This window comes from Aliiroseovarius sp. S1339 (assembly GCF_023195695.1).
Lineage (GTDB): Bacteria > Pseudomonadota > Alphaproteobacteria > Rhodobacterales > Rhodobacteraceae > Aliiroseovarius.
This window is the reverse complement of the sequence record NZ_JALPQG010000003.1, coordinates 155,186-177,870: the sequence shown is the minus strand read 5'-3', so window position 1 is coordinate 177,870 and position 22,685 is coordinate 155,186. Positions and strand designations below refer to the sequence as shown.

Genomic DNA, 22,685 nt, shown 5'->3' with positions numbered 1-22,685 from the left:
GGGTTTCGCCAAGCTCCTATGCCTCCGGCGGGGATATTTTCAGTAAGAAAATAAAACGGGTCGGGTGATGCTGGCCCTGCGGGAACTGACACTCAGCCATTTTCGAAGCCACAAGGTCGCCCAACTGTCGCTTGATGGGCGCCCCGTGGCGATCCATGGGCGCAACGGGGCGGGCAAGACAAACATACTCGAAGCCGTTTCGATGCTATCGCCGGGTCGCGGGTTGCGGCGCGCAACGGTGGACGAGATGATCCGTCGGCCCGAAGGGGTCGGCTGGAAGGTCACCGCAACCCTGCAAAGCCTGCACCAAACGCACGAGGTCGAAACCTGGGTCGAAGCTGGCGGCACACGGCAGGTTCGAATTGATGGCAAGATCGCCCCGCAAGTGGCGCTGGGCCGGATTGCACGCGTCGTTTGGCTGGTGCCGGTGATGGACCGTTTGTGGGTCGAAGGGGCCGAAGGTCGCAGGCGTTTCCTAGACCGAATGACCATGAGTTTCGAGCCAAACCACGCAGATGCGGTTCTGACCTACGAAAAAGCGATGCGCGAGCGCAACCGCCTTTTGAAGGATGGTCAGCGGGACGCGCATTGGTTTGACGCGCTAGAGGCACAGATGGCGTGCGCCGCCGTCGACATCATCGCCAACCGAAACGCGGCTGTGGCGCAATTGATCGCGGCCCAAGCGCGAGCAGAAACTGCGTTCCCCATCGCTGATCTGTCTTTGGTGCAACCCGATGACGTTCATCTGCCCGAAACAGAGACTAATCTGGCCCAAGCCTTCGCTGAAAGCCGCCCGCGCGACCTTATGGCGGGGCGCACATTGGTTGGCCCTCATCGGTCGGATTTGGCCGCCGTCTATGCCGCCAAGGGTGTAGCGGCGCGCGACTGTTCAACGGGGGAACAAAAAGCGCTGCTTGTATCGCTTATTCTGGCGAACAGCCGCGCATTAGCGCAAAGTTTTGGTGCGCCGCCAATCTTGCTGCTGGACGAGGTCGCCGCACATCTGGATGCTGGCCGTCGCGCAGCCCTTTACGACGAAGTTTGCGCGTTGGGGGCGCAAGCCTTCATGACGGGCACAGGCCCCGAACTGTTTGCCGAGCTTGGCGACCGCGCAAGCCATTATGAAGTCAGCGAGATCGATGGAAGCTCGCTCATTGAAGAGGTGACGATATGAAAACCAACCGCGTGACATTGATTACCCTTGGCGTGAAAGATCTGGCCCGCACCCGCGCGTATTATGAAGCGATTGGGTGGAAACCATCCGACGTGCAGGACGACGTTGCCTTCTACGACATGAACGGCATGAAATTCGGGCTTTATTCGCTTGAGGGGTTAGCGAAAGATACCGGCCGCAAAGTGGAAGACCTGAAAACCGGCGCAATGACCCTTGCGCAGTGCTTCCCGACCGAGTCTGACGTAGACGCGGCGTTTGAAAAAGCCCTTGCCGCAGGCGCAAGCGAAGTTGCCCGGCCAGAGAAGGTCTTTTGGGGCGGATACTCAGGCTATGTCGCCGACCCCGACGGCCATTTGTGGGAATACGCCATGAACCCGTTTTGGGATATGGATGAAGACGGGCATCTGACGTGACAATCACGCTTGTCGAACTTGGTTTCTATGTTGTCGGCCTGTTCATCCTGTTTCTAACCCCCGGCCCCGTCTGGGTGGCGCTGGTGGCACGCGTTTTGGCCGGTGGATATGCTCAGGCTTGGCCATTAGCGCTGGGCGTCGCAGTTGGCGACATCTTCTGGTCCGTTCTCGCGGCGCTTGGGATGGGTTGGGTCGCGTCCAGTTTCGGCGGGGCGATGCTCGTCCTAAAGGTCGTGGCAGCGCTGTTCTTCATTTGGCTGGGCGTCACTATCATAAGATCCGCTGGCCACGCCGTATCAGGCGACCGAAAACTGACCCGCCCCGGAATTTGGGCCGGTTTCGTCGCTGGTTTGATTGTGATTATCGCCAATCCCAAGGCGATCTTGTTCTATATGGGAGTCTTGCCCGGCTTTTTCGACCTTTCCCGACTAACCGCGACTGATATTGCTGCCATCGGTGTTGCATCATTCGTGGTTCCGTTGCTTGGCAATCTAACCATTGCGTTTTTCATTGATCGGGCACGCATTCTTCTGTCATCACCAAATGCCGTCAGACGGATGAATTTGGCGGCTGGAACCATGCTGATTCTGGTCGGGTTGATCATACCATTCACCTAAGTGAAAAAGCCGACTGATTAACACTAAATCTTGTGTCGGATGGGTGACAACACCCCCAAAAAACCCTATATTTTCCGGAACAACGAACAGGAAGTCCTTCATGGCTGATGACGCGCAGAACGGTGCCGAATACGGTGCCGAATCCATTAAAGTTCTCAAAGGGTTAGAGGCCGTCCGGAAACGTCCTGGTATGTATATCGGTGACACCGATGACGGGTCAGGCCTGCACCATATGGTGTACGAGGTCGTGGACAACGGCATTGACGAAGCGCTGGCAGGTCATGCGGACGCTGTGAATGTTACTATTCATGCCGATAACTCCGTTTCCGTGTCCGACAATGGTCGGGGTATTCCGACCGATATCCACCAGGAAGAAGGCGTTTCGGCCGCCGAAGTTATCATGACGCAGCTTCATGCGGGCGGTAAGTTTGACTCGAATTCCTATAAGGTGTCGGGCGGCCTGCACGGCGTCGGTGTGTCGGTGGTGAACGCATTGTCCGATTGGCTGGAGCTTCGCATCTGGCGCGGCGGCAAAGAGCATGTCGCCAGGTTTGAGCGTGGCGACACCGTCGAACATTTGACCGTTGTGGGTGATTGCGGTGATCGCACCGGAACCGAGGTGCGGTTTCTTGCTTCAACCGACACGTTCTCGAACCTCGACTACCAGTTCAAAACACTGGAAAACCGCCTGCGCGAGCTGAGCTTTCTGAATTCCGGCGTGCGCATTATCATCGAGGATGAACGCCCCGCCGAAAAGCTTCGCACCGAATTGCACTATGAGGGTGGCGTCAAAGAATTCGTAAAATACCTCGACCGTTCAAAGACCCCGTTGATGGAGGACCCCATTTTCGTGACGGGTGAGAAAGACGGGATCAGCGTTGAAGTCGGGATGTGGTGGAATGATGGCTACCACGAAAATGTGCTGCCGTTTACCAATAACATTCCGCAGCGTGATGGCGGCTCTCACCTCGCTGGGTTTCGCGGGGCGCTGACGCGCACGCTGAACCTTTATGCCAACTCGTCCGGCTTGGCGAAGAAAGAGAAGATCAATTTTACCGGCGACGATGCGCGTGAAGGGCTGACTTGTGTTCTGTCCGTGAAAGTGCCGGACCCTAAATTCTCGTCCCAGACAAAAGACAAACTTGTCAGCTCTGAAGTTCGCCCCGCCGTTGAAAGCCTGATGAACGAAAAGCTGCAAGAATGGTTTGATGAAAACCCGCAGATCGCCCGCATGATCGTGGGCAAGATCATCGAAGCCGCCTTGGCTCGCGAAGCCGCCCGCAAAGCGCGCGAGATGACGCGCAAGAAATCCTCGCTTGATATCGCGTCGCTGCCGGGGAAACTGGCTGATTGTCAGGAACGCGATCCCGCCAAACGCGAACTGTTCATGGTCGAGGGTGACTCGGCTGGTGGGTCAGCAAAACAGGGTCGATCCCGCCACAATCAAGCCGTTTTGCCCCTGCGCGGAAAGATTTTGAATGTCGAACGGGCCCGGTTTGACCGGATGCTGTCCAGTCAGGAAATTGGCACCATCATCACAGCGCTCGGCACCGGGATCGGACGCGACGAGTTCGACATCTCAAAGCTGCGGTATCACAAGATCATCATCATGACCGACGCGGATGTCGATGGCGCGCACATCCGAACCCTGCTGCTGACCTTCTTCTTCCGCCAGATGCCGGAACTGATTGAAGGCGGATACCTCTATATCGCGCAGCCGCCGCTTTACAAAGTCAGCCGCGGCAAATCCGAGGTCTATGTGAAAGACCAGCTTGAGCTGGAAGATTACCTGATTGAGCAAGGCATAGACGGCACCGTGCTGCGCCTTGCCAACGGGGAAGAGCTTGCCGGTGCCGACTTGGCCCGCGTGGTCGAGGCCGCCCGCAACTTCCGTCGCATTCTGGAAGCCTTCCCGACCCATTATCCACGCAATATTCTGGAACAGGCGGCCCTAGCTGGTGCATTTGATCCAGGCCGTGTGGATGCCGACCTGCAAGCCGTCGCCGAAAGCGTCGCGGCCCGTCTGGACAAAGTGGCAGTGGAATACGAACGCGGCTGGCAAGGCCGGATCACACAGGACCACGGCATTCGACTGGCGCGCATTCTGCGTGGCGTCGAAGAAATCCGCACCCTTGACGGTGCTGTCCTTCGTTCGGGCGAGGCACGCCGCCTGTCGTCGGTCTCAAAAGACACGCGCGACGTTTACCGCGACAGCTCCACCCTCCTGCGCAAGGAACGCGAGATTTTGGTGCAAGGGCCGATTGATCTACTGCAAGCCATCCTTGCCGAGGGCGAGAAAGGCCTGACCCTGCAACGCTATAAAGGTCTGGGCGAAATGAACCCCGGCCAGCTTTGGGAAACCACGCTGGACCCGGAAGCCCGCACACTGCTTCAAGTGAAAGTGGATGATCTGGCCGATGCCGACGATCTGTTCACCAAGCTGATGGGCGACATTGTTGAGCCCCGCCGCGAATTTATCCAGCAAAACGCCCTATCAGTTGAGAATTTGGATTTCTAGCGCGACGGGCGGCAGTGCGTAAAATTACGCAGGACCTTTCTCTGCGGACCAAAGTAATTGAAGGCGATGTCTCCAAATCGGGGGCATCGCATTACACAAGCGACCACGTCTGCGGGCGCATTCTGCGAGGGAATTCGGGAAAGTGGTGCCGCTGAGAGGACTCGAACCTCCGACCCCATCATTACGAATGACGTGCTCTACCAGCTGAGCTACAGCGGCCCACAAATGGCCACCGGCCAAATCAGCGCGGCAGCGATCGGGGTTCTAGACGCGGGTTGCGCTCTGTGCAAGTGAATTTCATGCTTGCGAGGCAGCACCACACGATTTTACCGAAGGTCGCACACTGATCCAGCCCGAAGTCGTCGTATTGGCGCGACGGGCTAGGTTTTTTGCGTGTCATCTTCCTGCGGGGTGTCGGGTTCACCCTCGACCAGTTCGGCGTCCAGCACCTCGCCCTCATGCTCGATGTCCGGATCAACAAGCTCGGCTGTTTCGTCGGCCGGGTCCGCTTCGCCCACGATCATTGGCAACATCTCGGCACCACCCTGCGTGGCATTGTCAGTTTCGGGTGCTGACTTCCATGCCAGCGTGTCAAAGCCTTGGCATCCATCACAGATCGGGGCCCATGCTGCGTGAACATGGTTGCAGTTTTCGCAGACCCATTGTGGACCGCGTGGCGCTGTGACCGCCCGCGCCAGAAGCGCGCGCACCGTCTGATCATCCGCCCCTTCGCCTCGTTCAATCGCGGCCAGAAGCGTCAGGGCGCGCTGGCTTGGCAGAACATCGGGCAGATCGCCCAGCGCTTTGCGCGCTTCGACGTAATCCTCAGCTGCGATATTCAACTCGGTCACCAGCATCCGCGTTTCAGGATCTCCGTCGCGATGTTTGGTCAGCGCGCGGAACCGCTTCAATCGGTCCGCTGGCGTTTCATCGGGAACGATCTCGGCAAATGCTGCGGCGATGTCTGGATGTGGTTGTGCGGTCCACGCCTTGACCAATACGCGCGTGGCGTAACGCGGTTTGCCGTTTTCGATATAGGTGTGAGCCGCCATAACGGCGGCAGGCACCAGATCTGGCGACAGTCGGTTCGCCTCTATCGCGGCCTCGCGCGCCTTGATGTCATTGCCTTCCAGCAGCACGCCCTTGGCTTCCGACAAGGCCAGCACTGCATCGCGTCGTTTGTGCACATCGCGCGGCAAAGCGCCGTATTTCAATTTCGCACCCAGCGTTTTGCGCGCGCCAGACCAATCATTGTGGCGGGCTTGCAAGCCCAGCAGCACATCTTGCGTTTCGGTATGGCGGGGCTTCAGGGCAAACGCTTTCTGCGCCAACTTCATCGCGGTTTCCGTATCACCTTCGGCCAGCTTGTGTTTCATGATGCCGCGCACGCCGACAAACTGCGTCCGTTCATCCTTCAGCAAACGTTTGTAAACCTCATCCGCCTTGCGTTTGTCGCCTGACATTTCCGCCGCCTGCGCGGTCAGAAGGTTGGTTAGTTCTGGTCGGCGCAGATATTTCTCGGCCCGGCTGGCCTTGGACATCGCGGTGCTGCCTTCACCCGACGCCAGCGCGATCATGCCTTCGGCCAATGCTTCATAGCCCTTGCGTTCACGCGACCGGTCGAAATAACGCGATATCGCTGTCTCGTCCCCGTTCACAAAGCGCACAAACGCGACGATCAGTCCGATCACAACGATCGCAAGCCAGATTGCCACCACCAGAAGCACACCGGCGATAACCGCCTGCAACGGCTCCATGTTGAATTCTGTTGATCCGACCGCAATTCGAATGCCGCCGTCCGTCTCTAGCAAATAGCCTGCCCCAAGCGTCAGCAACGCGATGGCAGTCACGAATAAAATAATCTTGAAAAGAGACCAGAGCATCGTTGCGTCCTTAGTTGCTGTTCACTTGCTGGGCCAGGGCTTGTCCTGCCTCCAGCGCGTCTTTGCGGGCGGTGGCCTGCGCGATCCATGCCTCAAGCGCTGGTTTTCCAGCATCTGGCATGGCCTCAAGCTCGGTCAGGGCCGCGTCAATCCGTCCGTCTTTCAGGGCAGCTTCGGCCCGCGACAAGATTGCGTCGGGGTCGTCACCTTCTTTCGGTTCGAGCGACCTAGCACCCAGTTGGGTGCGTAAAAAGGCCGTCACCCGGTCCATCTGCCCATCTTTCACCGCCGCCCGGATCGACGCATTCAACGCGTCGCGCGCCGCTTCGGGGAAGCTTGCTTGTAGTGCTGCCAGCGTGACGATGCCGTTTTCGGAATGGGCGGCCAATGCGTCAGGCGCATCGACACCCGCATTCTGGGTCAGATCAAACAGGGCATCATCATAGGGCTGCCCGCTTTCAAGCGCCGCCAACACCCGCGACATCGCGGCGCGCGCGGCGGCGGCCTTGGCGGCCTCTGCTGCATTCACCTCAAGCGTTTGCGCATCTTCTTGGGCAGTTCCAATGCGCGCCAGCTCGTCGTCAAGCATCTGGCGCATTTGTTGTAATTCGCGCTCATATGCGGCTGCAGCGGCCGCGGCGGCTTCCATCCCCGAGCCTTCGGGCAATTTCTCTACCGTGTGAACGCGATTTTCCAAGTTTTGCAGCGTTGAAGAGAGCGCTTCGAACTGCGTGCGCATCTGATCCAGCTCGCCACCGATCTCGCCGCGCAACCGATCAAGGCCGGTGTCGCCTTGCAAGGCCGTCAATGCTTCCGACTGCGACGCGGTTGTATTTTCCAGCCCCGCCAGACGATCGCCCAGATCGGTCAGCTTGACCTCGACCGGGTCGACGGAGGGTTGCGAGGCAAAAGGCCACTGGTCCGGATATCGCGCGGCACCAAAGCCCAGCGCTGCCGCAACGGCCCCGCCAAGCAACAGCGGCAAAAAGGTTGAGCCGCCACGCGGCGCGGGCTGATCCTTGGTCACAACGGTATCAGTTGGCTCTGATGAGGCAGGCGCGTCCTCAGAGGATTCATCATCAGTGCTCGCGGCAGGTGCGTCGGCATCGGTCTGATCATCGTCGGGTGGCGTCTGTTTCGATGTCTCAGGTTCGATCGGATCGTCGGTCGTTTTCGGATCAGCGGTTTTGGGTTCGTCAACGACCACGGCATCTTCGACCGGGTCTGGCGTGTCCTTAGCTGGTTTGCGGGATTTGGCCAATTTCGGAACCTTTCGAATCTCTTAATGAAAATCACGGAACGTCTGAGGTCTCAGCTTAGCTTGGGACCCCTCCGCGCTCAAGCAAGGTCAGCGTTGCAGTGCTGCGACAATCCTGCTCACCATAGCCTCGCCCGTGGGCTGGTCGACCACTTCGCACGATCCCCTAGCTGTTTCCGCCGTCTGTCCGTGCCACGCCTCGGCCGCCGCGTCGCTTATTGCTATGACATGAAGGTCGCAGCCCGTCTGCCCAATTGCCTTCCCAACCAACCGCGCAGAACGTGGCGAGAAAAGGGGAAGGATTGCAGGCCTGTCCCCTTCAATAACCTCGCGAGCGGTTTGGCTCAGTGGTTGTTCCGCTTGTCGATAGGTCTGAAAGGCGCAGCCTTCGATGGACAGCTCTGCCAACGCCGCCGGAATATCCGTCGCAACGTGCGACCCTCGCAGATACACGATCTTTCCGGGGTTCGGCTGTGTCCTGATCCACGCGATCAGCGCAGCCGCATCCAACGCACAATGGCGCACATTCCCGCCAGCCTTTGTCGCAGCCTCAGCCGTACGCACGCCAACACAGAAAACCGGCTTGCCAGTCAGCGGCCCATGAATGGCATGAACCGACGTCGCGATCACCACATCATAGGGCGACAGATCGGGCCAGTCGGTGCCGGGCACGATCTTTAGAATGGGCGATAGAACTGCGTGAACCTTGGCACCGACGGCGGCTTCGATCTGCCCCAACACCTGTGCAGAACTGATATCTGGTCGGGTAAGAACCAAGGTCTTTGGGGTGGACATGGGAGGCCTGCCGGGATTGTCTCGTATCACCTGTGGTGTTACCCCGACCCGACCCCTGACCGCAACCGATCCCGCTTGGAAACCAGACGCGATGACGAAAACAGTAACCCTTCTTGGGCTGGAAAGTTCTTGTGATGACACCGCTGCTGCAGTGGTGCGCCACACACCTGGCGCATTGCCGGAAATTCTGTCGTCGGTCATTGCGGGGCAGACCGATCTGCACGCCGATTTTGGCGGCATTGTCCCCGAAATCGCCGCCCGTGCGCACGCCGAGAAGCTGGATATTTGCGTGGAAGAGGCTCTAATTCAGGCCAATTTGCACCTGTCCGACCTGGACGGCATTGCCGTTACTGCAGGCCCCGGCCTGATTGGCGGCGTGGTGGCGGGGGTTATGTGTGCGAAGGGATTGGCGGCCGGCTCCGGCTTGCCGTTGATCGGCGTTAACCATCTGGCGGGTCACGCTTTGACCCCACGCCTGACCGATCAAGCCCCGTTCCCCTATCTGATCTTGCTTGTCTCGGGCGGTCATTGTCAGTTTCTGATTGCCAAGGGACCAGACGATTTCACCCGTCTGGGTGGCACCATTGACGATGCCCCCGGCGAGGCATTCGACAAAACCGCCAAGCTTCTGGGCCTGCCGCAGCCCGGCGGACCCTCGGTCGAGGGTGAGGCGAAAACGGGCGATCCCAACCGGTTCAAGTTCCCGCGACCACTACTGGATCGACCCGGTTGCGACATGAGCTTTTCGGGCTTAAAGACAGCGCTGCTCCGTGAACGCGACCGACTTGTTGCTGAACATGGCGGCTTGCGCCACGCCGATCGCGCCGATCTTTGCGCAGGCTTTCAGGCTGCCGTCGCGGACGTGCTGGCCGAGAAATCGCGCCGCGCGCTGGCCAAGTATCTTCAGTTGTCGCCTGGGACCCCAGCGCTTTCAGTTGCTGGTGGTGTGGCGGCAAATATGACAATTCGCGGTGCGTTAGAGTCTGTTTGTGACGATGCAGGCACCACATTCCTTGCCCCACCCCTTGCCCTGTGTACCGACAACGCTGCGATGATCGCCTGGGCGGGGATCGAGCGTTTTCGCGCGGGCGAGCGGGATGACATGACGTTGCAAGCCCGACCACGTTGGCCTCTGGACCAGCAGGCACCCGCCATGCTTGGATCGGGGAAGAAGGGGGCAAAGGCATGAAGGTTTCGGTCTTGGGTGCAGGCGCATTTGGCACAGCTTTGGCGATTTCGATGGCGCGCGATGGGCGACTGGTGACCCTGTGGGCGCGTGACTTGGCAGACATGGCGTCGGCGCGCGAAAACAAACGCCGCCTTCCCGGCTTCACATTCCCAGAATGTCTGACGGTCACTGACAATCTGGCGCTGGCGGCACAAGCCGACATCTTGCTGTTGGCCACGCCGATGCAAAGCCTGTCCCAGTTTTTGACGGATCACGCGGCCACATTGGACGGCAAGATACTGGTGGCGTGCTGCAAAGGCATCGACCTGAAATCCGGCCTTGGCCCGGCTGAAATCATCCGCCACACCTGCCCCTTGGCAACCCCGGCTATCTTGTCTGGGCCCAGCTTCGCCGTGGATATCGCGGCCGGGCTTCCAACGGCGCTGACTCTTGCAATTGAAGACGGTCACGCCCTGCAAACTGCCCTGTCGACACCGAATATTCGCCTTTATCGCAGCGCCGATCTTATCGGCGTCGAAATTGGCGGGGCTTTGAAAAACGTCGTGGCAATTGCCTGTGGCATCGCGGTCGGCGCAGGGCTTGGCGAAAGCGCACATGCCGCGCTGATGACCCGCGGCTTCGCCGAAATGCAGCGCTTTGCCCTGTCCCGCGGCGCGCGCCCTGACACCCTGTCTGGCCTGTCCGGTTTCGGTGATCTGGCCCTGACCTGCTCGTCCGAGAAGTCGCGCAACTTTGCCTATGGGCTGGCCCTTGGTCGTGGCGATCCATTGCCCGAGGGCACAACGGTCGAGGGGAAGGCGACGGCCAAAGCAGTCTCTAACCTTGCGAAAAAGACTGGGCTGGACATGCCAATCGCCGATATGGTTGTGGCCGTTTTGGAAAATCACCTGACAATTAACGAGGCGGTCAACATGCTGCTGACCCGCCCCCTGAAGGAGGAATAACATGCTCGTAGCCATCATCTGCACCGACAAGCCCGGTGCAATCGAAATCCGTAAAGCCAATCGCGAAGCGCATCTGGCGTATATTAAGAACACTGGCGTTGTCACCCAAGCTGGCCCGTTTCTTGACGTTGATGGCACGATGTGCGGATCACTTCTGATCCTTGATGTGGCAGACAGGGACGCCGCACAGGCATGGGCGGACAACGACCCCTATGCGAAGGCAGGCTTGTTCGCGGACGTCCGTATTGAACAATGGAAGCGGGTGGTCGGCTGATGGCATATTGGTTGTTCAAATCCGAAGTTTCGACCTGGAGCTGGGATCAGCAGGTCGCAAAAGGCGACGAGGGCGAAGAATGGGACGGTGTGCGGAATTACCAGGCGCGCAACTTCATGCGTCTGATGAAAATCGGCGATCTGGGTTTCTTCTATCACTCGCAGAAAGAAAAAGAGATCGTGGGCATTGTCGAAGTCATCGCGGAAAGCCACCCCGACAGCACCACCGATGACGAACGCTGGGACTGCGTCGACATCAAGGCGGTGCGGCCACTGAAAAAACCCGTCACACTGGCCATGTGCAAGGATGACCCGCGCCTGGCAGACATGGTGCTTGTCAACAACTCGCGCTTGTCGGTTCAGCCCGTAACGGAAGAGGAGTGGGGGATCATCCTCTCGCTTTCTGGCGACACTGAGTAGGTTTTGTGGCATAGTTACCAACACCATAAACGCGCGCAGGAGGACAGTTTATGTTGCAGGTATTGATCGCAGCCATCGCAGGTTACGCGTTTGGCGCAATTTGGTACATGGCGCTTGCAAAGCCATGGGTGAAGGCCACGGGCATTGCGGTGGACGAAAACGGTCAACCCACGGACAAGTCGCCATTGCCTTTCATCGTCGCTTTCGTCAGCGCCATCGTCGTCGCTGGTATGATGCGCCACATCTTTGTCATGGCCGGGATTGATAGCGTCGGGAAAGGCCTGACCACGGGTCTTGGTCTGGGCCTGTTTGTTGCCGCACCGTGGATCGTAAACAACGTGATGTTCGGCGATCGGGACAAAAGCCTGATCTGGATCGACGGCGGCTATGCCGCAGGTGGGTGCGCGGTGATCGGGCTGGTGCTTGCCCTGTTCTAGCATGCTGTCAAACGAGAAAGGAGGGGCTGACGTCTCGGCCCCTCCTTTCCACCCCACGTGCTCCCCAGCACCACAAGCGACTTTGAAATTCGGGTCCGGCCATCCTAGCCTTCGAATTCAACCTAGCGTGGGCGATGTCGGTTCGCAACTGTCAAGATCAGACAAAACTATTCAAATTCAATATGTTAACGTCCCATTAAAAAAGGCGCCGCCGAAATGGCAGCGCCTTCTGTCATGATCCGTACAGCTTTAGGCGTAAACGGATTCTTTGCCGAAATGCTTGACCAGCATGTAATAAACGACGGCGCGATACTTGTTGCGCTCGCTTCGGCCATAAGTTTCGATGACGGCGTTGATTGCATCCATCAATTGCGGACCATCAGCCAGACCAAGCTTCTTGACCAGGAAATTGTCTTTCACAGTCTCCAGCTCGCTATCCTGCCCAGCTGCCACGGTCGACGCGTCGGCGTTATAAATCGCGGGGCCACAACCGATGGTCACCTTGGTCAAAAGGTCCATATCCGGTGTCATGCCACATTTCGATTTCAGGTCATCTGCATACTTTGCAATCAGTTCGTCACGTTTACCCATTTTGGTCTCCCATAATTTTACCAACGGGCCGAAGCCCAATTCGACGATGAGACTAGGCCCAATCACCAATTGGTCAAAGGAAAAATTTACACCAGTATTCCCCCTAGGCATCCCGGCCCATTTCGCGCAGGATGCCGCTCATACAAAGTTATGGTAATGGAGGAACCTATGGGTCTTTGGAGTTTTGTTAAAGGCGCTGGAAAGTCGCTGTTTGGTGGCGGTGATGACGCAGGCGCATCGGCCGACACCCTGAATAAGGAAGTGGCCGATCTTGGCATCGACACGACCGGGCTGGATATCAAAGTTGATGGCGAAAAAGTCACCGTATCTGGTGGCGAAAACCTAAGTGCGGAAGATCGTGAAAAGGTCATTCTGGCCGTCGGTAACGTTGAAGGCGTCGGCGAGGTTGAAGCCGATCTGGAAGGCGACCCGACATTCCACACCGTCGAAAAAGGTGACACGCTTTGGGCGATCTCTGAAAAGACGCTCGGCAACGGCGCGCGCTATAAAGAGATCTTTGAAGCCAACAAGCCGATGCTGAAAGACCCTGACCTGATTTATCCGGGTCAGAAGCTACGCATTCCCAGCTGATCTGAATTTGATCACTGCAAGGGCGGCCCGTGTCACAACGGGCCGCTTTTTTGTTGTCTTATCAACCCCTGCGGCAATTTTAGCCTTGTGACAAAAGGCAAGTCGCTGTCTGATCTGATCAAACTTGCAAGCGAGGACATAAGACAAGATGGCATCATATCTAAAATCCACTCCGACCCGTGACGGCATGTTCGGCAATTACGGTGGCGCGATGCTGCCCCCGCCGCTGGAGCCTCATTTCAAGGAAATTCGCGAGGCGTATGACCGCATCTCGAAATCAGCCGATTTCATTGCCGAGCTGCGCCATATCCGCAAACATTTCCAGGGGCGGCCCACGCCGATCTCTTACCTCAAGAACCTTTCGAACCTGTCAAATGGTGCACAGATTTACGCCAAGCGCGAAGATCTGAACCACACGGGCGCGCACAAGCTGAACCACTGTATGGGCGAGGGTTTGCTGGCCAAGTTCATGGGCAAGAAAAAGCTGATGGCCGAAACTGGTGCGGGGCAACACGGGGTCGCCTTGGCGACCGCTGCCGCCTATTTCGGGCTGGAGTGCGAAATTCACATGGGCGAAATCGACATTGCCAAAGAAGCCCCGAACGTCACCCGGATGAAGCTTCTGGGTGCTACAGTTGTGCCTGTGGGGTTCGGCGGACGTTCGCTGAAAGAGGCTGTGGACAGCGCCTTTGAAAGCTATATGGGTCAGGCGGACACAGCACTTTTCGCCATCGGGTCGGTCGTCGGCCCCCATCCCTTCCCGCTGATCGTGCGTGATTTTCAGCACATCGTGGGCGTCGAGTCGCGCGAGCAGTTCCTTGAGATGACCGGCGGGCTGCCAGATATGGTCGCGGCTTGTGTCGGCGGCGGGTCGAACGCGATGGGCCTGTTTTCGGGCTTTATCGACGATGAAGACGTATCGCTGCATGGGGTGGAGCCGATGGGCACGTCGTCCAAGCTGGGCGATCACGCCGCGACCATCTCGTTTGGCGAAGATGGCGATATCCACGGCTTCCGCACCATGGTTCTGAAGGACGAAAAGGGTGATCCCGCGCCTGTGCACACGGTCGCCTCGGGTCTGGATTACCCCGGTGTCGGGCCAGAGCACGCGCATCTCTATCGCACTGGTAAGGCCAACTATACCTCTGCCAATGACAAAGAGGCGCTGGATGCTTTCTATGCGCTCAGCCGTCATGAGGGGATCATCCCGGCACTAGAAAGCGCGCACGCCGTCGCCTTTGCGATGCGCGAAGCACCGAAAAACCCCGGCAAGTCGATCCTGATCAACCTGTCGGGCCGTGGCGACAAAGACATCGACTATGTGACCGAGACCTTCGGATTTGGTGACTAATCCAACTTGGCCCTGCACCCGCAATGGTGTGGGGCCATCCTACCGGCAAAAGCCCCAGCCGGTGTTTTCCAGATGAAGATGGTCGGCGTGCAGTTGATTATAGTCTGGCCCAAGCACCAGCCGAAACCAGTCGCATGACCCACGCCAAATGCGTCGCAGAAATTCTGCTTCGGGGCCGTCGCTATCCCAATCTTCTAGCAATGTTAGTCGGCGACCATCGGCCAGCCGCACACCTGTGATGTCGATGGCGTTGGCCTTGGCATGGCTGCTCCACCGTCCGTCTGATCCGCGACTGGTGCGCATCTTGCGGCAGTTATAGCTGCCGATCTGTGTGATCGCAGCGACTTCGCTGCCCAGCAAATCGCGCGCTGCGGGTTGGACCACGTGCTCCTCCCACATCGTCAGACGCAAAGCCGTGGCGCAGCGCGTTTCGACCCTATTCAACCGCGAATTGGCCAAACCCGACAGCTGCCCACGCCCCGCGATGCCACAGTTTTCGTCCACTTCAAGGTCGCTCATCGGCGCAAACGCGACACCCGCTTGATCCAGAACGGCGCGGCATTCCGCAATGTCACCCAGCGCGCGCATCATCTGAACGCGAGTGACAAACGTGACCGGGGCGGCGACTGTCAGCCGTTTCGTTGGGTTCCAATGATCTGGCAATGGCCCATCGGGTCGTAGCAACACCCACAGCGCCACAAGACTGAACAGCGCGGCTGAGAAAATCGCCGATAAAACAGACAGCGCCACCCAGCGAAGAACGGGGTGGCGCTGTTTCTCTTCGCTCATCGCGCAGAATCAGTAGCGATAATGCTCGGGCTTGAACGGCCCTTCTGGCGTGACGCCGATATAGGAGGCCTGCTCGCTGCTCAGTTTGGACAGTTTCACGCCGATCCGGTCCAGATGCAGACGGGCAACTTTTTCGTCCAGATGCTTGGGCAGGATGTAGACATCGTTCTTGTATTCTTCGCCTTTGGTCCAAAGCTCGATCTGCGCCAGCACTTGGTTGGTGAACGACGCTGACATCACGAAGGACGGGTGGCCGGTTGCGTTGCCGAGGTTCAGCAGACGACCCTCGGACAGCAGGATCAGACGATTGCCAGACGGCATCTCGATCATGTCCACCTGCTCTTTGATGTTGGTCCACTTGTGGTTCTTCAGGCTGGCAACTTGGATTTCGTTGTCGAAGTGGCCGATATTGCCAACGATCGCCATATCCTTCATCGCGCGCATATGCTCGATACGGATCACGTCCTTGTTGCCGGTGGTGGTGATGAAGATGTCGGCGTCCGCCACGGCGTCTTCCAGCGTCACAACCTCAAACCCGTCCATTGCGGCTTGCAGCGCACAAATAGGGTCGATTTCGGTGACTTTCACCCGGGCACCAGCACCGCTAAGCGATGCGGCAGAACCCTTGCCCACATCACCGTAGCCACAGACAACGGCAACCTTGCCGGCCATCATCGTGTCGGTGGCGCGGCGGATGCCATCGACCAGAGATTCTTTACATCCATATTTGTTGTCGAATTTCGACTTGGTGACGGAGTCATTCACGTTGATCGCGGGGAACGGCAACTGGCCTTGCTTCACCAGATCATACAGGCGGTGAACGCCAGTGGTCGTTTCCTCGGACACGCCTTTGATCTGATCGCGCATCTTGGTGAACCAACCGGGGCTGGCCTTCATGCGCTTCTTGATCTGGGCAAAGACCGCCACTTCCTCTTCCGAGGTGGGCGTTTCGATCAGGTCCGTTTCACCGTTTTCAACACGTGCACCCAGCAGGATGTAAAGCGTGGCATCGCCACCATCATCCAGGATCAGGTTCGGACCCTCGGGGAACATGAACGAGCGGTCCAGATAATCCCAATGCTCTTCCAGCGACTGGCCCTTGATCGCAAAGACCGGCGTGCCGCCTGCGGCAATCGCCGCCGCAGCGTGATCCTGGGTCGAGAAGATGTTACACGACGCCCAGCGCACATCGGCACCCAGCGCCACCAGCGTTTCGATCAACACGGCAGTCTGAATGGTCATATGCAGCGACCCAACGATCCGCGAGCCCTTCAACGGTTGGCTTTCGCCGTATTCCGTGCGCAAAGCCATCAGGCCCGGCATTTCGGTTTCGGCAATATTCAGCTCCTTGCGACCAAATTCGGCAAGGTTGATGTCTTTCACGATATAATCTTTGGTCACGGTGTTTCTCCGATACAGAACCCGGTGCGTTTGGCTGGTGCCGTATCATTCTATTGGCGTGCTGGCAATCAACGCCAATTGACTTGGCGCGCAAAAACACCAGAGTGCGCCCCTGAACACGCGAGGAGACCACGAGATGCCCAAACAACCCCGCGCATGGCAACGGATGCTGTCCGGTCGTCGTCTGGACCTGCTGGACCCGACTCCGATGGATATCGAGATCGAGGACATCGCCCACGGGCTGGCCTTTGTTGCGCGTTGGAACGGGCAGACCCATGGCGATTTTCCCTATTCGGTTGCCGAACACTCGCTGCTGGTCGAGGCGCTTTATTCCCGCATGAACCCTAAAGCACCGAACAAATGGCGTCTGGCGGCCCTTCTTCATGACGCACCGGAATATGTAATCGGCGACATGATCTCGCCGGTCAAATCCGCGGTTGGTCCGGCGTATGGAGAACTTGACGACCGGCTGATGACCGCCATCCACGTCAAATTCGGCCTGCCCGCCAAGCTGCCCGATACGATCAAGAAAGCGATCAAGAAAGCGGATCGGATTTCGGCATGGCTGGAGGCGACGCAGATCGCGGGCTTTACGGTTGAAGAATCAAACAAGTTTTTCGGGACGCCCGACCCCAACCAGATTGCGGGCATGTCCATAACACTCCGCCCGCCCGCAGACGTGCGGCGCGACTTTTCCGTTCGCCACAATGTGTTGTTGGGCCAGATGACATGATCACCACGCGACAAGCGCGTGCCGAAGATGCCGAAGGGATGAGTGCTGTGATCACTCCAATCCTAATCAGTTGGCGCAGTGCACGACCCCGTAGCCCAGAACACATGCGGGCCAATTACATCCAGAATCCAGACAATATCCGTTGTTCGATTGCCGAAGACGACGCAGGGCGCATCGTTGGTTTTCAGTCTCTGATCCTGCCCAAGGCGCATAATCCTTATGGCACTCCCCAAGGTTGGGGGGAAATCGGAACCTATGTGGCACTGGACGCCGGACGGGGTGGGATCGGGCGTTTACTGTTTGCAGACAGCTTGGCTGCCGCCCGTGACGCTGGGATCAAGAAGATCGAGGCTTCCATTGGTCGGGATAATCCGTTGGGAATTGCGTACTACGAGGCGATGGGGTTCAAAACGCACGAACTGACCAATACGCTTGATCGAAAGTGCTATATGATCAGCCCATAGCGGCGCAAGTCGCTCCGGCCAAAGCCGCGCCTTGTCGCCAGCCCACAAACCGTTCGCGGCTGAAGGTCAGCACCAGATCATCCCATTGCAACTGCTGCACAACGCCCGCCGAGCAACCGTCAAGCGGCAGCGCGGTGTGGCGCCCCATTTCGCGATCCAGGACAGGCACGACGCCTTTGGGCGAGCGTCCGAAGTCGATCCGTTGTCCGATAGGATCAACCTGCAGCCCGGCAATATCGGGACGGATGGTAACGTCACTGCGTTTCTGTGTGGGTGACCCGCTCGGCGATACGCAGGCCGACAGACCTGCCGCCATCGCAGCTGCAAAAAACATCCGCATCACTTCGGGCTTCGTTTGGCCAAGATACGCTGAAGGGTCCGGCGATGCATATTCAGTCGCCGCGCCGTTTCAGACACATTGCGGTCACACAGCTCATAGACGCGCTGAATATGTTCCCACCGCACACGATCTGCTGACATCGGGTTTTCTGGCGGCGGCGGCAGTCCGTCCGACTTTGCCAGCAAGGCGTTCATGATGTCATTTGCGTCAGCAGGCTTGGACAGATAATCGCTCGCGCCCAACTTCACGGCCGAAACGGCTGTCGCAATCGCTCCGTATCCTGTCAGAACGACAATCCGGGCGTCGGGGCGTTTCTCGCGAATGGTCTCGACCACATCAAGGCCATTGCCATCCTCCAACCGAAGATCGACAACGGCATAGGCAGGCGGACGGGCTGTTGCTATCGCCTTGCCTGCAGCCACCGACCCAGCGGTTTCCGGTGCGAATCCACGTTTTTCCATGGCGCGCGCAAGGCGGCGCAGGAAAGGCTCGTCATCATCCACAAGAAGCAAGGTTGCATCTTCACCGATCGCGTCTAGTTCCTGTGCCGTCATCAGATCAACCTCCGGTTCGCGTCTTATTCAACATTATCTATGCATTAAGCACCGTAAGGTCAATTTATACGCAGCGTTAGCGGCTATTTAGCTGACGCGTCGATGAAACATCCAACGCGGTCCGCCATCGACGCCGGCGTCTCATCCCGCTTGAAGAAGTCGGCAAACCCGGTCTCAGGAAACATGAGGTAAGTGAAGGTCGAGTGGTCCACCAGGTAATAGTCTTCCTGCCCCTCTTCCGGCTCTTGCTTGCGGAAATAGGTTTTATAGGCCTGGCTGGCGGCCTTGACCTGCTCGGGAGTGCCCGTCAGGCCGATCATATCCTCGTGCATATAGCTGGTGAAATCCGCCAGCTGTTCGGGCGTGTCACGCTCTGGATCAACCGAGATAAAGGCCGATTGGACATCATAGCCACGATCCTGCAACAGCCGCATCGCTTCGGCATTACGCGCGTTGTCCAGCGGGCAGACATCCGGGCAGAACGTATAGCCGAAATAGACCAGCGTCGGTTTTGTGATCACATCCTTATCCGTCACCACCGTGCCGGTTTCGTCTATCAGCTCAAACGGCCCACCGATCGACGCCGCGCCGGTGCCAACCGCACCCGCACGACATTGCGCGAACTTGTCAACGTCGCCCGTGGTGACATACCAGGTCACACCCAACAATGCGGCGATAGCAACCGCCCCGCTAACAGCATAAACACGCATCATCGGTTTTCTCCTTGCAAATATGTCGGCATTGATCCGACTTTTGTGCAGGACTAACAAGGGATCAGAATGACGCAACCCCAAACAAGCAAGTTATGGATCACATGACCGACAGCAACAGCAGGTTCCCGACCCAACAGATGTTGCAGCCAGCACCAGAGGTGTTGCAACGTCGCTGGGTGCTGTTGCGCACATTGGTCGCCTTGCGTTGGGCGGCTGTTTTTGGGCAGATCGCCGCAATCGTCGTGTCGATCTATGTATTTTCGCTGCAAATCAACCTTGGGCTTGCTGCGGTGGCGATTGGGCTGGCGGCTATCGCCAATCTGGTCTCGCTGTCGGTGTTTCCCAAGAATGCGCGGCTGGACGAACGTCAGGCCACGTGGATGCTGTTGTTCGACACACTGCAACTGGCATTCATGGTGTTCTTGACCGGCGGGCTTCACAACCCGTTCATCGTGCTGATCGTGGCTCCTGTCACAGTCGCGGCGACCGCTTTGTCGACACGGGCGACAGTGATCGTTGGCAGCGTAGCGATTGCTGCGACGACGGCCGTTGCTGATGTCAACATCCCGCTGCACACCCGATCGGGCGAAACTGTTCTTATGCCTGACCTGTTTGTGTTCGGGATTTGGGTGGCCGTGGTCACCTCAATTGGTTTTGTGGGGATTTACACGCGCCGCATTTCATCCGAGGTGCAATCAATGTCCGAAGCCCTTCAGGCCACCCAAATGGCCCTGTCGCGCGAACAGAAGCTGACCGACCTTGGCGGCGTTATCGCGGCGGCGGCTCACGAGCTTGGCACCCCGCTGGCCACGATCAAACTTGTCGCAACCGAGCTGGTCGACGAGTTGGACGGAAACACCGATTTGCGCGATGACGCCGCCCTGATCGGTCAGCAGGCAGACCGCTGCCGCGACATCCTTCAATCCATGGGGCGTGCTGGTAAGGACGACATGCTGATGAAAAGCGCGCCGCTGGTGACATTGGTGGAAGAAGCCGCCGAACCCCACGCAGACCGCGGGAAAATCCTGGAAATCTCGGTGATGTCGGAATTGATCGACCCGTCAGACGAGCCGATCGTCGCGCGCCGCCCCGAAATCATTCACGGCCTTCGCAACCTGATCCAAAACGCCGTCGACTATGCAACGACAACGGTCTGGATTGAAATCGACTGGACCAAGGACGAAATCAAACTGCGCATCATCGACGACGGGCGCGGGTATGCACCGCAACTGATTGGCTGGATTGGGGATCCGTCCATTCGGCGCAAGAAGCCCTTGCAAGACAAAGGGCAACGCCGGGAATACAAGGGGATGGGCCTTGGCCTTTTCATCGCCAAAACCTTGCTGGAACGCACTGGCGCCCAGCTTAGCTTTGCCAACGGGACCGAGCCTTACACCGGTCGCCCCCATCCCCGCGAGAAATCAGGCGCCATCGCTCAGGTTGTTTGGCCCCGTGACACGGGCGGCATCGAACAAAAACCAACCAAGGGCGGGCTGGGCGAAAACGTTCAGTTCGGGCTTAGCGACTTGCCCGGGGAAAACACCGGTTAAACCTTCGTTAACCATCAAGTGTTTACGGTAAGGCCGACTGCCAATACGGGCGCAACGGATGCGCCGCGGCAGATGGGTGCGCAGATGTATAACACATTCCTTTCAATCGGGATCGTCCTTGTCGCGTTTTTGACCGCCTTCATGGCGTTGCTGGCCTTGTCGGTTGTGGAAACACGACGCCGGAAGAGCCTGCGCCAAGACGCCAGCGCGGCGGACGGCTCGATGGTCTTTCTATTCGATGACGAGGCGATCTGCGACGCAACGCCGTCGGCCCGCCAGATGCTGATGGCTGGTCGACACACAGGTGCAAGTTCTGACTGGCAGCACTTTGCACAACTGCTTCAGTCCCGCTTTCCAAACCTGACTGAACGGATGGGCGAACTTGCCGACCTTGGCACTCTGACCCTGACGTCGCATGATGGCAGCAATCGGATCGACGCAGAATGGCGCGACGGGCTGGCCAAAATCGAACTCATCGACGCAGAAAGCCACGGCCCCACAACCGCAATGGATCGGCTGAGCTTCGACGCCATGCAGCACGAGCTGGAAAGTCTGCGCGCCATGTCTGAACACGTGCCATTGATGGTGTGGCGTGAAGACGAAGGGGGGGCCATCACATGGGCCAACAAAACCTATCTGGATCTTGCAGAAAAAATGGGCGAACCGGGCGACATCGCGATCTGGCCACCGGTAAAGGTATTTCAGCGCACCGAACTGGTTGACGCCAAGGATCTGACGCAGCCGGGCCGGGTTGCCATTCAATTACATGGCGACGATACGCGCCACTGGTTCGATCTGCACGATGCCTCTTTGGGCAATAATAGACTCTATACCGCCGTTCCAGCCGACGGGATCGTCCGGGCCGAAGCCTCGCGCACCGTATTTATTTCGACACTTACAAAGACCTTCGCCCATCTGCCCATCGGTCTGGCGATTTTCGATCGAAAGCGGCAGCTAACCCTGTTCAACCCCGCCCTGACGGATTTGATCGCGTTGCCGGTAGATTTCCTTGTTGGCAAACCCGTCTTGTCCAGCTTTCTGGACCGACTACGCGAAAAGCGCATGATGCCCGAACCAACGGACTATATCTCTTGGCGCCAGCAGATGTCGGACCTTGAGGCTGCCGCGGTCAACGGAACATATGAAGAAACTTGGTCACTGCCGACGGGACAGACCTATCGCGTCACCGGGCGGCCTCATCCTGACGGTGCTGTGGCTTTCCTGTTTGAAGATATCAGTTCGGAAATCTCGCTGACCCGCCGTTTCCGATCCGAGCTTGAGATGGGACAGGCCGCGCTGGATTGCATCGGCGATGCCATCGCAATCTTCAGCGCAGGCGGCGTTCTGTCGATGTCGAACAAGGCCTATAGCGCGTTGTGGGGTGATGACCCGTCGATCACCTTGGGCGACATCCATCTGGGCGATGCGGTGAAGACCTGGCGACAGGTCAGCGCCGACACACCCGTCTGGCAACAATTGAAAGAATTTGTCGCGGCCAATCACGACCGAAAGGCTTGGCGCAACACGGTGCCGCTTGCCGATGGGCGAATGTTGACTTGCGACGTTACACCGATGATGCGCGGGGCGACCATGGTGCGCTTTGGTTTCGACGCGAGCCAAACCAAACCTGCCTCCGCCCAAGACAGGTTACTGACTGCCGAGGCATGATCGGGCTTGCGTCACCCTG

Annotated in this window: 24 protein-coding genes and 1 tRNA gene; 15 read left to right on the top strand and 10 right to left on the bottom strand. The window is 58.1% G+C overall.

The features are described from left to right. The first annotated feature begins 67 nt into the window (after nt 1–67). The 4 genes from recF (at nt 68) to gyrB (ending at nt 4,722) form a co-directional block, all read left to right on the top strand. Nucleotides 68–1,174 carry a DNA replication/repair protein RecF gene (gene recF / locus MUY35_RS05690; protein WP_248364644.1) on the top strand — a complete coding sequence of 369 codons (1,107 nt, stop codon included), beginning with the start codon at nt 68–70 and terminating at the stop codon, nt 1,172–1,174. Then, nucleotides 1,171–1,587, top strand: coding sequence for a VOC family protein (locus MUY35_RS05685; RefSeq protein ID WP_248364643.1), 417 nt, complete (start codon nt 1,171–1,173; stop codon nt 1,585–1,587). The genes recF and MUY35_RS05685 overlap by 4 nt, the downstream gene beginning before the upstream one ends. Beyond that, nucleotides 1,584–2,204: a LysE family translocator gene (locus tag MUY35_RS05680; RefSeq protein ID WP_248364642.1), complete on the top strand. Its 621-nt coding sequence runs from the start codon at nt 1,584–1,586 to the stop codon at nt 2,202–2,204. The genes MUY35_RS05685 and MUY35_RS05680 overlap by 4 nt, the downstream gene beginning before the upstream one ends. A 100-nt stretch (nt 2,205–2,304) precedes the next feature. After that, nucleotides 2,305–4,722 carry a DNA topoisomerase (ATP-hydrolyzing) subunit B gene (gene gyrB, locus MUY35_RS05675; protein ID WP_248364640.1) on the top strand — a complete coding sequence of 806 codons (2,418 nt, stop codon included), beginning with the start codon at nt 2,305–2,307 and terminating at the stop codon, nt 4,720–4,722. Nucleotides 4,723–4,865: 143 nt separating this feature from the next. Here the strand turns inward: gyrB and MUY35_RS05670 are convergent. The 4 genes from MUY35_RS05670 to MUY35_RS05655 all read right to left on the bottom strand — a co-directional run bounded on the left by MUY35_RS05670 (nt 4,866) and on the right by MUY35_RS05655 (nt 8,658). Then, nucleotides 4,866–4,941 (bottom strand) — tRNA-Thr (locus MUY35_RS05670). 161 nt (nt 4,942–5,102) lie between these two features. Continuing rightward, nucleotides 5,103–6,605 (bottom strand): heme biosynthesis HemY N-terminal domain-containing protein, encoded by a 1,503-nt coding sequence (locus MUY35_RS05665; RefSeq protein ID WP_248364638.1) that lies wholly within the window; start codon nt 6,603–6,605, stop codon nt 5,103–5,105. A 10-nt stretch (nt 6,606–6,615) separates the two neighbouring features. Next, nucleotides 6,616–7,866: a hypothetical protein gene (locus MUY35_RS05660; RefSeq protein ID WP_248364636.1), complete on the bottom strand. Its 1,251-nt coding sequence runs from the start codon at nt 7,864–7,866 to the stop codon at nt 6,616–6,618. Nucleotides 7,867–7,953: 87 nt separating this feature from the next. Continuing rightward, nucleotides 7,954–8,658, bottom strand: a complete 705-nt coding sequence (locus MUY35_RS05655; RefSeq protein WP_248364634.1) for a uroporphyrinogen-III synthase — start codon at nt 8,656–8,658, stop codon at nt 7,954–7,956. A 91-nt stretch (nt 8,659–8,749) separates the two neighbouring features. Between MUY35_RS05655 and tsaD the strand changes: the two genes are divergently transcribed. Genes tsaD through MUY35_RS05630 form a run of 5 tightly spaced genes read left to right on the top strand, consistent with a single transcriptional unit; the run spans nt 8,750 to nt 11,921 of the window. Beyond that, entirely contained in the window at nt 8,750–9,847 is a 1,098-nt protein-coding gene (gene tsaD / locus MUY35_RS05650; protein WP_248364633.1) for a tRNA (adenosine(37)-N6)-threonylcarbamoyltransferase complex transferase subunit TsaD, read from the top strand. Next, nucleotides 9,844–10,791 (top strand): NAD(P)H-dependent glycerol-3-phosphate dehydrogenase, encoded by a 948-nt coding sequence (locus MUY35_RS05645; protein ID WP_248364632.1) that lies wholly within the window; start codon nt 9,844–9,846, stop codon nt 10,789–10,791. The genes tsaD and MUY35_RS05645 overlap by 4 nt, the downstream gene beginning before the upstream one ends. A gap of 1 nt (nt 10,792) precedes the next feature. Next, complete coding sequence (locus MUY35_RS05640) at nt 10,793–11,065, top strand: YciI family protein (protein WP_248364630.1); 273 nt, start codon at nt 10,793–10,795, stop codon at nt 11,063–11,065. After that, nucleotides 11,065–11,484 carry an EVE domain-containing protein gene (locus MUY35_RS05635; RefSeq protein ID WP_248364629.1) on the top strand — a complete coding sequence of 140 codons (420 nt, stop codon included), beginning with the start codon at nt 11,065–11,067 and terminating at the stop codon, nt 11,482–11,484. The genes MUY35_RS05640 and MUY35_RS05635 overlap by 1 nt, the downstream gene beginning before the upstream one ends. A gap of 50 nt (nt 11,485–11,534) precedes the next feature. Next, nucleotides 11,535–11,921, top strand: a complete 387-nt coding sequence (locus tag MUY35_RS05630; RefSeq protein ID WP_248364628.1) for a DUF1761 domain-containing protein — start codon at nt 11,535–11,537, stop codon at nt 11,919–11,921. Nucleotides 11,922–12,170: 249 nt separating this feature from the next. Here MUY35_RS05630 and MUY35_RS05625 read toward each other — a convergent pair whose 3' ends face one another. After that, nucleotides 12,171–12,512, bottom strand: a complete 342-nt coding sequence (locus MUY35_RS05625) for a DUF2853 family protein (protein ID WP_248364626.1) — start codon at nt 12,510–12,512, stop codon at nt 12,171–12,173. A gap of 168 nt (nt 12,513–12,680) precedes the next feature. Between MUY35_RS05625 and lysM the strand changes: the two genes are divergently transcribed. Continuing rightward, nucleotides 12,681–13,103 (top strand): peptidoglycan-binding protein LysM, encoded by a 423-nt coding sequence (lysM, locus tag MUY35_RS05620; RefSeq protein WP_248364625.1) that lies wholly within the window; start codon nt 12,681–12,683, stop codon nt 13,101–13,103. Between the two features lie 148 nt (nt 13,104–13,251). Next, complete coding sequence (gene trpB / locus MUY35_RS05615) at nt 13,252–14,454, top strand: tryptophan synthase subunit beta (protein WP_248364624.1); 1,203 nt, start codon at nt 13,252–13,254, stop codon at nt 14,452–14,454. 39 nt (nt 14,455–14,493) lie between these two features. Here trpB and MUY35_RS05610 read toward each other — a convergent pair whose 3' ends face one another. Both MUY35_RS05610 and ahcY read right to left on the bottom strand, forming a co-directional pair. Continuing rightward, nucleotides 14,494–15,243 (bottom strand): extensin family protein, encoded by a 750-nt coding sequence (locus MUY35_RS05610; RefSeq protein WP_248364620.1) that lies wholly within the window; start codon nt 15,241–15,243, stop codon nt 14,494–14,496. A 9-nt stretch (nt 15,244–15,252) separates the two neighbouring features. Then, nucleotides 15,253–16,644 carry an adenosylhomocysteinase gene (gene ahcY, locus MUY35_RS05605; protein WP_248364618.1) on the bottom strand — a complete coding sequence of 464 codons (1,392 nt, stop codon included), beginning with the start codon at nt 16,642–16,644 and terminating at the stop codon, nt 15,253–15,255. A 136-nt stretch (nt 16,645–16,780) separates the two neighbouring features. Here ahcY and MUY35_RS05600 point away from each other — a divergent pair, with 136 nt between their 5' ends. Together MUY35_RS05600 and MUY35_RS05595 are read left to right on the top strand one after the other, a co-directional pair. Further along, nucleotides 16,781–17,377 (top strand): HD family hydrolase, encoded by a 597-nt coding sequence (locus tag MUY35_RS05600; RefSeq protein WP_248364616.1) that lies wholly within the window; start codon nt 16,781–16,783, stop codon nt 17,375–17,377. Beyond that, nucleotides 17,374–17,841, top strand: a complete 468-nt coding sequence (locus MUY35_RS05595) for a GNAT family N-acetyltransferase (RefSeq protein ID WP_248364614.1) — start codon at nt 17,374–17,376, stop codon at nt 17,839–17,841. The genes MUY35_RS05600 and MUY35_RS05595 overlap by 4 nt, the downstream gene beginning before the upstream one ends. Here MUY35_RS05595 and MUY35_RS05590 read toward each other — a convergent pair. The 3 genes from MUY35_RS05590 to MUY35_RS05580 form a co-directional block, all read right to left on the bottom strand. Then, nucleotides 17,831–18,175 carry a hypothetical protein gene (locus tag MUY35_RS05590; RefSeq protein WP_248364611.1) on the bottom strand — a complete coding sequence of 115 codons (345 nt, stop codon included), beginning with the start codon at nt 18,173–18,175 and terminating at the stop codon, nt 17,831–17,833. The two genes, MUY35_RS05595 and MUY35_RS05590, sit on opposite strands and share 11 nt — an antisense overlap. 5 nt (nt 18,176–18,180) lie before the next feature. Continuing rightward, nucleotides 18,181–18,735 (bottom strand): ActR/PrrA/RegA family redox response regulator transcription factor, encoded by a 555-nt coding sequence (locus MUY35_RS05585; protein WP_248364609.1) that lies wholly within the window; start codon nt 18,733–18,735, stop codon nt 18,181–18,183. A gap of 83 nt (nt 18,736–18,818) precedes the next feature. After that, entirely contained in the window at nt 18,819–19,448 is a 630-nt protein-coding gene (locus MUY35_RS05580) for an SCO family protein (RefSeq protein WP_248364607.1), read from the bottom strand. Between the two features lie 101 nt (nt 19,449–19,549). Between MUY35_RS05580 and regB the strand changes: the two genes are divergently transcribed. Both regB and MUY35_RS05570 read left to right on the top strand, forming a co-directional pair. Then, complete coding sequence (regB, locus tag MUY35_RS05575) at nt 19,550–20,998, top strand: sensor histidine kinase RegB (RefSeq protein WP_248364605.1); 1,449 nt, start codon at nt 19,550–19,552, stop codon at nt 20,996–20,998. A gap of 84 nt (nt 20,999–21,082) precedes the next feature. Continuing rightward, complete coding sequence (locus tag MUY35_RS05570; protein ID WP_248364603.1) at nt 21,083–22,666, top strand: PAS-domain containing protein; 1,584 nt, start codon at nt 21,083–21,085, stop codon at nt 22,664–22,666. The last annotated feature ends 19 nt before the right edge of the window (nt 22,667–22,685 follow it).

Coding starts and splice junctions, on each gene's coding strand:
- recF (WP_248364644.1), top strand. CDS start 68: ATGCTGGCCCTGCGGGAACTGACACTCAGCCATTTTCGAAGCCACAAG.
- MUY35_RS05685 (WP_248364643.1), top strand. CDS start 1,171: ATGAAAACCAACCGCGTGACATTGATTACCCTTGGCGTGAAAGATCTG.
- gyrB (WP_248364640.1), top strand. CDS start 2,305: ATGGCTGATGACGCGCAGAACGGTGCCGAATACGGTGCCGAATCCATT.
- MUY35_RS05665 (WP_248364638.1), bottom strand. CDS start 6,605: ATGCTCTGGTCTCTTTTCAAGATTATTTTATTCGTGACTGCCATCGCG.
- MUY35_RS05655 (WP_248364634.1), bottom strand. CDS start 8,658: ATGTCCACCCCAAAGACCTTGGTTCTTACCCGACCAGATATCAGTTCT.
- tsaD (WP_248364633.1), top strand. CDS start 8,750: ATGACGAAAACAGTAACCCTTCTTGGGCTGGAAAGTTCTTGTGATGAC.
- MUY35_RS05645 (WP_248364632.1), top strand. CDS start 9,844: ATGAAGGTTTCGGTCTTGGGTGCAGGCGCATTTGGCACAGCTTTGGCG.
- MUY35_RS05640 (WP_248364630.1), top strand. CDS start 10,793: ATGCTCGTAGCCATCATCTGCACCGACAAGCCCGGTGCAATCGAAATC.
- MUY35_RS05635 (WP_248364629.1), top strand. CDS start 11,065: ATGGCATATTGGTTGTTCAAATCCGAAGTTTCGACCTGGAGCTGGGAT.
- MUY35_RS05630 (WP_248364628.1), top strand. CDS start 11,535: ATGTTGCAGGTATTGATCGCAGCCATCGCAGGTTACGCGTTTGGCGCA.
- MUY35_RS05625 (WP_248364626.1), bottom strand. CDS start 12,512: ATGGGTAAACGTGACGAACTGATTGCAAAGTATGCAGATGACCTGAAA.
- lysM (WP_248364625.1), top strand. CDS start 12,681: ATGGGTCTTTGGAGTTTTGTTAAAGGCGCTGGAAAGTCGCTGTTTGGT.
- trpB (WP_248364624.1), top strand. CDS start 13,252: ATGGCATCATATCTAAAATCCACTCCGACCCGTGACGGCATGTTCGGC.
- MUY35_RS05610 (WP_248364620.1), bottom strand. CDS start 15,243: ATGAGCGAAGAGAAACAGCGCCACCCCGTTCTTCGCTGGGTGGCGCTG.
- MUY35_RS05600 (WP_248364616.1), top strand. CDS start 16,781: ATGCCCAAACAACCCCGCGCATGGCAACGGATGCTGTCCGGTCGTCGT.
- MUY35_RS05595 (WP_248364614.1), top strand. CDS start 17,374: ATGATCACCACGCGACAAGCGCGTGCCGAAGATGCCGAAGGGATGAGT.
- MUY35_RS05590 (WP_248364611.1), bottom strand. CDS start 18,175: ATGTTTTTTGCAGCTGCGATGGCGGCAGGTCTGTCGGCCTGCGTATCG.
- MUY35_RS05585 (WP_248364609.1), bottom strand. CDS start 18,735: ATGACGGCACAGGAACTAGACGCGATCGGTGAAGATGCAACCTTGCTT.
- MUY35_RS05580 (WP_248364607.1), bottom strand. CDS start 19,448: ATGATGCGTGTTTATGCTGTTAGCGGGGCGGTTGCTATCGCCGCATTG.
- regB (WP_248364605.1), top strand. CDS start 19,550: ATGACCGACAGCAACAGCAGGTTCCCGACCCAACAGATGTTGCAGCCA.
- MUY35_RS05570 (WP_248364603.1), top strand. CDS start 21,083: ATGTATAACACATTCCTTTCAATCGGGATCGTCCTTGTCGCGTTTTTG.